We start from the raw sequence: 10,979 nt of genomic DNA on the forward strand, positions 1-10,979 counted from the left end.
ACCCCCCCGCCCCCTTTCTTCCGCGATCTTGCACTTCGGGCCCGCGTTGCGCGGCTTTCCGCCCTCTTCGCGCTGTTTGTCCCCGGGCGGCAACTGCAAGATCGCGCGGGTGAGGGGTAAGTGGGCGTCGATGCGGTCTGTCACCGGAGGGTTGGCGGTGGGTAGTCTGGGTGCCCGTCGAGAGACGCGGGTGGCTGGGGGAGGCCGCGATGCGCCGTGCGATGACCACCCTGCTCGCGGCCGTCACCACGGCCGCCCTCCTGGCCGGCTGCGCCGACTCCGGCGGGCTGGACGGTGACCTGGTCGACGACTGGGCCGCCCTCTCCGCGCCCGGGCCCTTCACCCCGGCCGCCGGGGTGTGCCAGGTCGCCGACTTCACCGACGTGCTGACCCTGGCGGCGTACGCGCCGGTGGAGTGCGCCGCCCCGCACCGCGTCGAGACCGTGCACGTCGGCGCCTTCCCGGCCGGGCGGCCCGCCCCGCCGCCGGGCGGTTCCGCCGAGCTGCGGGGCGCCTTCGCCGACTGCGACACCAGGGCGACCGGGTACGTGGGTGCCGAGTGGCGCTCCGGGCGGCTCCGGCTGGCGGTGGCGCTGCCCTCCGGGCCGGGCTGGGCGGCCGGCGCCCGCTGGTACCGGTGCGACCTGAGCGAGGTGGACACCGTCGAGGCCGCCGCCAAGGTGGTGCTGCGCACCGGCAGCCTCCGCGACGCGCTGCGGGGGCCGTCGCCGCTGCGACTGGGCTGCCAGGAGGCCCGTTCCGCCGGCGGTTCCGTGCGTACGCTCCGCCCGGTCGACTGCGCCACCCGGCACGACGCCGAGTTCGTCGGGGTGTGGCGGGCGCCCGACCGCCCGTACCCGACCCGACCCGCCGACTGGGCCCCGCTGTACGCCGGCTGCCGCTCGACGCTCGGCCGCTACGTGGGCGTGCCCGACGACGCCGACCTGCGCTTCCGCAGCGGCGTGGTGGTCCGCCCGCCGGGCGTGGGCCGGTGGCGCGTCGGCGACCGGGGCGTCCGCTGCTATCTCTGGCTCGACGACCGTACGGTGACCGGCTCCCTGCGGGGGGCGGGGCCCGCGGCCCTCCCCGTCCGCACTAGGTAGCGGCCCGTCCGGCCCGGCCGCGACGCCCGCGGACGACGGGCGGACGCGATGGCCCAAACCACTCGTCCCGCCCCCGCCGCCCCCCGTGAGGGTCCTTCGGGTTGACTGTGGGGATGGACCTTCCGACCGTCGACCTGCCGGCGCTGCCCAGACTGCTGGCCGCCCCCGCGCCCGGCTGGGTGGAGACCACCGACGTGATCGTCGTCGGCTCCGGGGTGGCGGGGCTCACCGCCGCGCTGCACCTGCGCGAGGCGGGGCTGCACGTCACGGTGGTCACCAAGGTCAATATCGACGACGGGTCGACCCGCTGGGCGCAGGGTGGCATCGCCGCCGTGCTCGATCCGCACGACACCCCGACGGCGCACGCCTCGGACACCGAGATCGCCGGCGTGGGGCTCTGCGACCCGGCGGCGGTACGGGTGCTCGCCGGGGAGGGCCCGACGCGGCTGCGCGAGCTGATGCGGATCGGGGCGGAGTTCGACCGCAACCCGGACGGTTCGCTGATGCTCACCCGGGAGGGCGGACACCGGGCGGACCGGATCGTGCACGCGGGCGGCGACGCCACCGGGGCCGAGGTGCAGCGCGCGCTGCACGCCGCCGTCCGCCGCGACCCGTGGATCCGGCTGGTCGAGCACGCCCTGGTGCTGGACCTGCTGCGTGCCCCCGGGGACGGCCCCGGCGGGCTCGGCGCGGCCTGCGGCATCACCCTGCACGTGCTCGGCGAGGGCAGCGAGGACGGCGTGGGCGCCATCCTGGCCCGCGCGGTCGTCCTGGCCACCGGCGGAATGGGCCAGATCTACGCGGCCACCACCAACCCGGCGGTGTCGACCGGGGACGGGGTGGCCCTCGCGATGCGGGCCGGCGCGGCGGTCACCGACGTGGAGTTCGTCCAGTTCCACCCGACCGCGCTGATCACCCCGGCCGGTGCCGGCGTGCCCGGCGCCGGGCACGCCCAGCAGCCGCTCGTCTCCGAGGCGTTGCGCGGCGAGGGCGCCCACCTGGTCGACGGCGACGGCAAGCGGTTCATGGTCGGGCAGCACGAGCTGGCCGAGCTGGCCCCCCGGGACGTGGTGGCCAAGGGCATCCACCGGGTACTGCTGGCCACCGGCGCGGACCACGTCTTCCTCGACGCCCGGCACCTGGGCGGGGACTTCCTGGCCCGGCGCTTCCCGACCATCGTCGCCTCCTGCCTGGCCATCGGGGTCGACCCGGCGACCGACCTGATCCCGGTTGCCCCGGCCGCGCACTACGCCTCCGGCGGCGTCCGCACCGATCTGCGCGGCCGCACCTCCATCCCCGGGCTGTACGCCTGCGGCGAGGTCGCCTGCACCGGTGTGCACGGCGCGAACCGGTTGGCCAGCAACTCGCTGCTGGAGGGGCTCGTCTTCTCCCGCCGGATCGCCGAGGACGTCGCGGCCGGGCTGCCCGAGCAGGCCCAGCCGGCGTCGACGGGCGCCTGGGTGGGCGGCGAGGGCTGGGTGCTGCCGGCCGAGGCGACGCCGACGCTGCAACGGGCGATGACCCGGGGCGCGGGCGTGCTCCGCTCGGCGGAGACACTGGCCGGGACCGCCGGCGTGCTGACCGGGCTCGGCGCGGGCCGGGGCCGGCCCCGGACGGCCGACTGGGAGGCGACGAACCTGATCACCGTGGCGTCGACGCTGGTCGCCGCCGCGTACGCCCGCCGGGAGACCCGGGGCTGCCACTGGCGGGAGGACTTCCCGACGGCCGACGAGCGGTGGCACGGCCATCTCGTCGGCGCGGTCGGGGCGCAGGGCCGGCTGACGCAAGCGTGGGAGGGGACCCGATGACGGAGTCGACGGAACGGGCACTGCGGGAGGCCGGCCTGGACCCGGCGGGGGTGCGGCGGGTGATCTCCGACGCGCTCGCCGAGGACCTGGGGCCGGACTTCCTGGACGTCACCAGCGTCGCCACCGTTCCGGCCGGGCAGGTCGACACGGCCGACCTGGTGGCCCGCGCCGACGGCGTGGTGGCCGGGCTGGCCGTGGCGGCGGCCGTGTTCGAGCTGGTCGGCGAGGTGGCCGGCGGTGGCCGTACGGTCGAGGTGTCGGTGGTGGCCCACGACGGCGCGCGGGTGGCGCGCGGCGACGTGCTGGCCACGGTGACCGGCCCGACGCGGCTGCTGCTCACCGCCGAGCGGACGGCGCTCAACCTGCTCTGCCGGCTCTCCGGGGTGGCCACCCACACCCGGGCCTGGGCGGACGCGCTGGAGGGCACGAAGGCGATGGTGCTCGACACCCGCAAGACCACCCCTGGCCTGCGCGCCCTGGAGAAGTACGCGGTGCGGGCCGGCGGCGGCACGAACAAGCGCATGGGCCTGCACGACGTCGCGATGATCAAGGACAACCACAAGCTGGCGGCGGGCGGCATCACGGCGGCGTTCCGCCGGGTCCGGGAGACGTTCCCCGACGTGCCGGTGCAGGTGGAGGTGGACACGGTCGCCGAGGCGGTGGAGGCGGTCGAGGCCGGGGCGGACTTCCTGCTGCTGGACAACATGACCCCGGAGATGCTCACCGAGGTGGTCGCCTCGGTGGGGGACCGGGCGGAGCTGGAGGCGACCGGCGGGCTGACCCTCGACGTGGCGGCGCGGTACGCGGCGACCGGCGTCGACTTCCTCTCGGTCGGGGCGCTGACGCACTCCTCGCCCATCCTCGACATCGCGATGGACCTGCGCACCGGGTGAACCGGCGCCCGCCCGTTGTCTAGGCTGCGTGCGTGCTGCTCTGCATCGACATCGGAAACACCAACACCGTGCTGGCGACCTTCGACGGCGACAAGCTGGTGCACTCCTGGCGGATCAAGACCGATGCGCGGTCGACGGCCGACGAGCTGGGCCTGAAGTTCCGGGGCCTGCTCGCCGGGGACGCCGTCGAGATCACCGGGGTCGCGGCCTGCTCGACGGTGCCGGCCGCGCTGCGCTCGCTGCGTACGATGCTGTCCCGCTACTACGCCGACCTGCCGAGCGTGATCGTCGAGCCCGGGGTGCGCACCGGCGTGCAGCTCGCCATCGACAACCCGAAGGAGGTGGGCGCCGACCGGGTGGTCAACACCCTGGCCGCGTACACCCTCTTCGGCGGGCCGTCGATCGTCGTGGACTTCGGCACCACCACCAACTTCGACGTGATCAGCGGCCGGGGGGAGTTCCTCGGCGGCGCCTTCGCGCCGGGCATCGAGATCTCCTTCGACGCGCTCGCCGCCCGGGCCGCCCAGCTGCGCAAGGTGGAGGCGACGAAGCCCCGGTCGGTGATCGGCAAGAACACCGTCGAGTGCCTCCAGTCCGGTCTCTACTTCGGCTTCGCCGGGCAGGTGGACCGGATCGTCGAGCGGATGATCGAGGAGCTGGGTGAGGTGAGCGCGGTGATCGCCACCGGCGGGCTGGCCTCGCTGGTGATCAACGAGTGCCGCACGATCACCCACCACGAGCCGATGATCACCCTGATCGGCCTGCGGATGGTCTACGAGCGCAACCTCTGACCCCGCCGGGGCCAGGCGCCGTCCGGGCCTCAGCGTCGCCGGGCGCGGCAGACGAGCGTGCGGTACGGCAGCTCGAAGCGCTCCCGCCCGGCCAGCTCCGGATGGGTGTCCAGCAGCTCGCGAAGCTCCCGGTCGACGTCCCGGCGCCGCCCCGGGTCGGCGGTGAGGTAGTACGAGCGGGTCCGGACCATGCCGACCAGCTCGTCGGGGGTCAGCGTGGGCCGGTGCGCGAACCAGGCCTGCTCGGCCGGCTCGAACGCCGGCCCGAAGTCGCCGAACCGGCCGGCCAGGTCGTCGGGGCTGTCCCCCAACCGGGCGATCCTGGCCAGCTCCGCCACCCAGGCGGTCCGCTCGTCGCGCAGGTTCCAGATCGGCGCGAGGAGGCCACCGGGCCGCAGCAGCCGGGCGATCTCGGCGTGCGCGCGCTCCGGGTCGAACCAGTGGTACGCCTGTCCGGCGAGGACCGCGTCGGCCGCGCCGTCCGGCAGCGGCACCGACTCGGCGCTGCCGGCGAGGGCCGGGGTGCCCGGGGTGGCGGTCTCCAGCTGGGCCCGCATCCCCGGGTCCGGCTCGACCGGCACCACGTGGTGGCCGAGGGCGAGCACGCCGCGGGTCAGGATGCCGGTGCCGGCGCCCAGGTCGACGACGCGGGCGGGCGCGTCCAGCCCGTCGAGGGCCCACCGGACGGCCGCCTCCGGGTAGCGCGGCCGGAAGCGGTCGTAGTCGCCGGCGGCGGCGCCGAAGGAGAGGGCGTGAGTGGGGTCGGTCATGGCGGGCAGGTTATCCCGTAACGCCTCCGCGGTGCCTTGAGTACGCTCGGGCCTGACCCCGCCCGAAATCTCCTTCTGAGGAAGCGTGCCGTGACCGAGCAGAACCCCGTGCCAGTCGATCCCGCCGACGACCTTCCCGAGCAGATGAAGGTCCGCCGGGAGAAGCGGGACCGGATGCTCGCCGAGGGAGTCGAGCCGTACCCGATCGGGTTCCCCCGCACCAGCACGCTGGCCGCGATCCGCGAGAAGTACGCCGAGCTGCCCACCGACACCGCCACGGGCGACCAGGTCTCGGTCACCGGCCGGGTGATCTTCGTACGCAACACCGGCAAGCTCTGCTTCGCCACCCTGCGCGACGGCGACGGCACGGAGTTGCAGGCCATGCTCTCCCTCGACCGGGTCGGCGCCGAGCGGCTCAACGACTGGAAGCGCCTGGTCGACCTCGGCGACCTGGTCGGGGTGACCGGCGAGGTGATCACCAGCCGGCGCGGCGAGCTCTCCGTGCTGGCCGAGCGGTGGGCCGTCACCGCGAAGGCGCTGCGCCCGCTCCCGGTGGCGCACAAGCCGCTGAGCGAGGAGGCACGGGTCCGGCAGCGCTACGTGGACCTGATCGTCCGGCCGCAGGCCCGCCAGATGGTGCGCACCCGGGCGGCGACCGTGCGCAGCCTGCGCGACGCGCTGCACGAGCGGGACTTCGTCGAGGTGGAGACCCCGATGCTCCAGCTGCTGCACGGCGGCGCGGCGGCCCGGCCATTCGTGACCCACAGCAATGCGTTGAGCACCGATCTGTATCTGCGAATCGCACCGGAACTGTTTCTCAAGCGGGCGGTCGTCGGCGGCGTCGACCGGGTCTTCGAGATCAACCGCAACTTCCGTAATGAGGGTGTCGACTCTTCGCACTCGCCCGAGTTCGCGATGCTCGAGGCATACGAGGCGTACGGCGACTACGACACCATGGCGGAGCTGACCCGCAATCTGGTGCAGCGGGCGGCGATGGCCGTCAGCGGCTCGACCGTGGTGACGCACGCCGACGGCCGGGAGTTCGATCTCGGCGGCGAGTGGCGCTCGGTGACCCTCTTCGGGGTGCTTTCCGAGGCGCTCGGCGAGGAGGTCACGGTGCGCACCGAGCGCGCCCGCCTGGCCGAGTACGCCGACAAGGTCGGCCTGGCGGTCGACCCGAAGTGGGGCCCCGGCAAGCTGGCGGAGGAACTGTTCGAGGAACTGGTCGTGCCGAGCCTCCAGGCGCCCACCTTCGTCCGCGACTACCCGGAGGAGACGAGCCCGCTCACCCGGGCGCACCGCAGCGAGCCCGGGCTGGCCGAGAAGTGGGACCTCTACGTGCTCGGCTTCGAGCTGGGGACCGCGTACTCCGAGCTGGTGGACCCGGTGGTGCAGCGGGAGCGGCTGGTGGCCCAGGCGCAGCTCGCCGCCCGCGGCGACGACGAGGCCATGCGGCTGGACGAGGACTTTCTCCGGGCGATGGAGTACGGAATGCCGCCGGCCGGGGGTATGGGAATGGGAATCGACCGGCTCCTGATGGCGCTCACCGGCCTCGGAATTCGGGAAACCATCCTCTTCCCCCTGGTTCGCCCCGAGTAGTCGGCGCATCTCGACCGGGTCGTTACCGCATCCTATTGACGTGACAAGCGGCGCGCGGGTTATTGTGCTCTTGGATTGCAGGAGCACCCTGCTCGAAAGGAATGTGGGACGTGGCCAAGCAGATCATTCATAAGCTGGTCGATGACCTGGACGGCGGGGACGCTGACGAGACCGTCAAGTTCGCGCTCGACGGCGTGCAGTACGAGATCGACCTGTCGAGCCCGAACGCCGAGAAATTGCGTGAGGTATTCGCCCAGTACATCGCCCACGGCACCAAGGTGGGCCGGGGCGGCGTGGTCGTGGGCGGCCGGGCCGCGCGCGGTCGGGGCGGGGCGACCGCCGACCGGGAGCAGAACAAGGCGATCCGGTCCTGGGCCAAGAAGGCCGGCAAGGACATCTCCGACCGGGGTCGGATCCCGCAGGAGATCGTCGACGAGTACCACGCCAAGGCCGGCCACTGACCGCGACCGCGACGGGCGACACCGACGCCGGACCGGAGCACCACTCCGGGCCGGCGTCGCCGTATCCGCCCGCGACCGCGCCGCAGCGGGAAGAATCTCGTCCCGACGGACGTTGTCCACAGCCGGTGGAGACTCTGTCCACAGCCTGTGGACGACTCCGGTCCGGCCCTCGTGGGGGCCGCGTCGCCGCCGTCGCGACCCGCGGGACGGGTTCCGTGGCGGTGGTCGAATTTCGCTCTGCGCGTACAGGCAGGGGTACCGGAACACGCCCTGAGCGCGGACGGTTGTGTAGAACGACGCGTACACCGCTCCCGACGGGGACACACGACCTCAGCGGAGTCGGCTCGCGGCGATAGAGTAAGGAGGCACGGACGCCCGTCCCGGTCGTCCGCGCACCGGCCCCGCCACGACTTCTTGACCATCAAGATCGAGTGCGCACGGCACGTGAGGAGCACGAGGGCATGTTCGAGCGGTTCACCGACCGAGCGCGACGGGTTGTCGTCCTGGCCCAAGAAGAGGCCCGGATGCTCAACCACAACTACATCGGTACGGAGCACATCCTGCTGGGCCTGATCCACGAGGGTGAGGGCGTCGCCGCCAAGGCTCTGGAGAGCCTCGGCATCTCCCTGGAGGGTGTGCGGCAGCAGGTTGAGGAGATCATCGGCCAGGGCCAGCAGGCGCCGAGCGGGCACATCCCGTTCACGCCGCGGGCCAAGAAGGTGCTTGAGCTGTCGCTGCGCGAGGCGCTTCAGCTCGGCCACAACTACATCGGCACGGAGCACATCCTGCTCGGGCTGATCCGTGAGGGCGAGGGCGTCGCCGCCCAGGTGCTGGTCAAGCTCGGCGCCGATCTCAACCGGGTCCGCCAGCAGGTGATCCAGCTGCTCTCGGGCTACCAGGGCAAGGAGCCGGCCGCGGCGGGCGCCGCGCCGGGCGAGGCCGCGCCGTCCACCAGCCTCGTGCTGGACCAGTTCGGCCGGAACCTGACCCAGGCCGCCCGCGAGGGCAAGCTCGACCCGGTCATCGGGCGCGAGAAGGAAATCGAGCGGGTCATGCAGGTGCTCTCCCGCCGCACCAAGAACAACCCGGTCCTGATCGGTGAGCCCGGCGTCGGCAAGACCGCCGTGGTGGAGGGGCTGTCCCAGAAGATCATCAAGGGCGAGGTGCCCGAGACGCTGAAGGACAAGCAGCTCTACACCCTCGACCTCGGTGCCCTGGTCGCCGGTTCCCGCTACCGCGGTGACTTCGAGGAGCGCCTGAAGAAGGTGCTCAAGGAGATCCGCACCCGCGGCGACATCATCCTCTTCATCGACGAGATCCACACTCTGGTCGGTGCCGGCGCCGCCGAGGGCGCGATCGACGCGGCGAGCATCCTCAAGCCGATGCTGGCCCGCGGCGAGCTGCAGACCATCGGCGCGACGACGCTCGACGAATACCGCAAGCACCTGGAGAAGGACGCCGCCCTCGAGCGCCGCTTCCAGCCGATCCAGGTGGGTGAGCCGTCGCTGGCCCACACGATCGAGATCCTCAAGGGCCTGCGGGACCGTTACGAGGCGCACCACCGCGTCTCGATCACGGACGCGGCCCTCGTGGCCGCCGCGACGCTGGCCGACCGCTACATCTCCGACCGCTTCCTGCCGGACAAGGCGATCGACCTGATCGACGAGGCCGGCGCCCGGATGCGGATCCGCCGGATGACCGCGCCGCCGGACCTGCGTGACTTCGACGAGCGCATCGCCCAGGTGCGTCGCGACAAGGAGTCCGCGATCGACGCGCAGGACTTCGAGCGCGCCGCCCAGCTGCGCGACAAGGAGAAGCAGCTGCTCGGCCAGAAGGCGCAGCGCGAGAAGGAGTGGAAGGCCGGTGACCTGGACGTCGTCAGCGAGGTCGACGACGAGCAGATCGCCGAGGTGCTCGGCAACTGGACCGGCATCCCGGTCTACAAGCTGACCGAGGAGGAGACCTCGCGCCTGCTGCGCATGGAGGACGAGCTGCACAAGCGCGTCATCGGCCAGGAGGACGCGGTCAAGGCGGTCTCGAAGGCGATCCGGCGCACCCGGGCCGGCCTGAAGGACCCGAAGCGCCCGTCGGGCTCGTTCATCTTCGCCGGCCCGTCCGGCGTCGGTAAGACCGAGCTCTCCAAGGCGCTCGCGGAGTTCCTGTTCGGCAGCGAGGACGCCCTCATCCAGCTGGACATGTCCGAGTTCCACGACCGCTACACCGTCTCCCGGCTCGTGGGTGCCCCTCCCGGCTACGTCGGCTACGACGAGGGCGGGCAGCTGACCGAGAAGGTGCGGCGTCGGCCGTTCTCGGTGGTCCTCTTCGACGAGATCGAGAAGGCCCACCCGGACGTGTTCAACACGCTGCTCCAGATCCTGGAGGACGGGCGGCTCACCGACGGCCAGGGCCGGATCGTTGACTTCAAGAACACGGTCATCATCCTGACCACCAACCTGGGCACGCGCGACGTCGCCAAGGCGGTCTCGCTCGGTTTCCAGGCGTCGGAGGACTCCGACTCCAACTACGACCGGATGAAGCAGAAGGTCAACGACGAGCTCAAGCAGCACTTCCGGCCTGAGTTCCTGAACCGGATCGACGACACCATCGTCTTCCACCAGCTGCGCCAGCTGGAGATCCTGTCGATCGTCGACATCATGATCGCCCGGATCGAAGGCCAGCTGCGCAACAAGGACATGGGCCTGGAGCTGACGGACAACGCCAAGAAGTACCTGGCGGCCAAGGGCTTCGACCCGGTGCTCGGTGCGCGTCCGCTGCGTCGCACGATCCAGCGCGACATCGAGGACAACCTCTCCGAGCGGATCCTCTTCAACGAGCTGACCCCGGGTCAGATCGTGGTGGTGGACTGCGAGGGCGACCCGAACGACATCGACAAGTCCAAGCTCGTCTTCAAGGGCGCGGATCGGCCGGCCACCGTGCCGGACGCCGTCCCGGCGGACCTCGGCGGCACCGCCGCCGCGGGCGCGGACGAGTAGGGCCGAAGAACACGAAGGGCGGCGGCCCGGTGGCACCAGCCACCGGGCCGTCGCCCTCTTCCGTGGCGGAAATCCCGGTGCCCGGTGGCGTGCCTCCCGCCGCTGACGCCTGCCCGACCGTCGCTGACGCCTGCCGACGGTGCCTGCCACGCGCGACGCCGGTCGCGTCGTCGACGGGTGGACCGCCCCGGCCCTGTCGAGCTGAGTCGTTTGCGTCATCACGGCCGGCCGGGTCCGCGTCGGACAGCCCGGCCACGGCTGGGCGTCCCTCGGCTGGTTTCTGATCTGTCCGCGAGCCCTGGTGCCCTCGGGCTGGGCCTTGAGGCGTTTTGCGGCATGGGTCAACGACCGGCTGGTGTGGTGGGTTTGCGACGTGGCGACGTCGTCGGGGTGTCTGAATCGTCTGTGACATCAGCTCGAAAGGGGCAGCAGGGCCCACCCCCCGCCGCCGCCGGGGATCCGCGGGGATCACGCCACGGTGTCCGGTATGTGGGGGTCTGTGGTGGCGGGCGCCACCGGCCCGGCCGGCATGGGTCGGGGGCCCGGGTCGTTGTAACCATC

The 10,979-nt window shown here is 72.4% G+C and carries 8 protein-coding genes; 7 read left to right on the plus strand and 1 reads right to left on the minus strand.

The features are described 5' to 3' along the window. The first annotated feature begins 209 nt into the window (after positions 1-209). The 4 genes from V6V16_RS27270 to V6V16_RS27285 all read left to right on the plus strand — a co-directional run bounded on the left by V6V16_RS27270 (position 210) and on the right by V6V16_RS27285 (position 4,595). On the plus strand, positions 210-1,103 hold the full coding sequence (locus V6V16_RS27270) for a septum formation family protein (protein WP_334566714.1): 894 nt from the start codon (positions 210-212) through the stop codon (positions 1,101-1,103). 113 nt (positions 1,104-1,216) lie between these two features. Then, on the plus strand, positions 1,217-2,911 hold the full coding sequence (locus V6V16_RS27275; protein ID WP_334566716.1) for an L-aspartate oxidase: 1,695 nt from the start codon (positions 1,217-1,219) through the stop codon (positions 2,909-2,911). Continuing rightward, positions 2,908-3,804, plus strand: coding sequence for a carboxylating nicotinate-nucleotide diphosphorylase (nadC, locus tag V6V16_RS27280; protein WP_334566718.1), 897 nt, complete (start codon positions 2,908-2,910; stop codon positions 3,802-3,804). Before V6V16_RS27275 ends, nadC begins: the two co-directional genes overlap by 4 nt. Before the next feature lie 32 nt (positions 3,805-3,836). After that, positions 3,837-4,595 (plus strand): type III pantothenate kinase, encoded by a 759-nt coding sequence (locus tag V6V16_RS27285; protein ID WP_334566721.1) that lies wholly within the window; start codon positions 3,837-3,839, stop codon positions 4,593-4,595. Positions 4,596-4,624: 29 nt separating this feature from the next. On the opposite strand, the gene V6V16_RS27290 is transcribed toward V6V16_RS27285, so the two are convergent. Next, a complete protein-coding gene (locus V6V16_RS27290; protein WP_334566722.1) occupies positions 4,625-5,365 on the minus strand; it encodes a class I SAM-dependent methyltransferase in 741 nt (246 codons plus the stop codon). A gap of 90 nt (positions 5,366-5,455) precedes the next feature. On the opposite strand from V6V16_RS27290, the gene lysS reads away from it, so the two are divergent. The 3 genes from lysS (at position 5,456) to V6V16_RS27305 (ending at position 10,418) form a co-directional block, all read left to right on the plus strand. Then, positions 5,456-6,964: a lysine--tRNA ligase gene (gene lysS / locus V6V16_RS27295; protein WP_334566724.1), complete on the plus strand. Its 1,509-nt coding sequence runs from the start codon at positions 5,456-5,458 to the stop codon at positions 6,962-6,964. A gap of 110 nt (positions 6,965-7,074) precedes the next feature. Further along, entirely contained in the window at positions 7,075-7,425 is a 351-nt protein-coding gene (locus V6V16_RS27300; protein ID WP_334566726.1) for a histone-like nucleoid-structuring protein Lsr2, read from the plus strand. A gap of 461 nt (positions 7,426-7,886) precedes the next feature. Continuing rightward, entirely contained in the window at positions 7,887-10,418 is a 2,532-nt protein-coding gene (locus tag V6V16_RS27305; RefSeq protein ID WP_334566727.1) for an ATP-dependent Clp protease ATP-binding subunit, read from the plus strand. Positions 10,419-10,979: the final 561 nt, after the last annotated feature.

This window comes from Micromonospora sp. CPCC 205561 (assembly GCF_036906775.1).
Lineage (GTDB): Bacteria > Actinomycetota > Actinomycetes > Mycobacteriales > Micromonosporaceae > Micromonospora.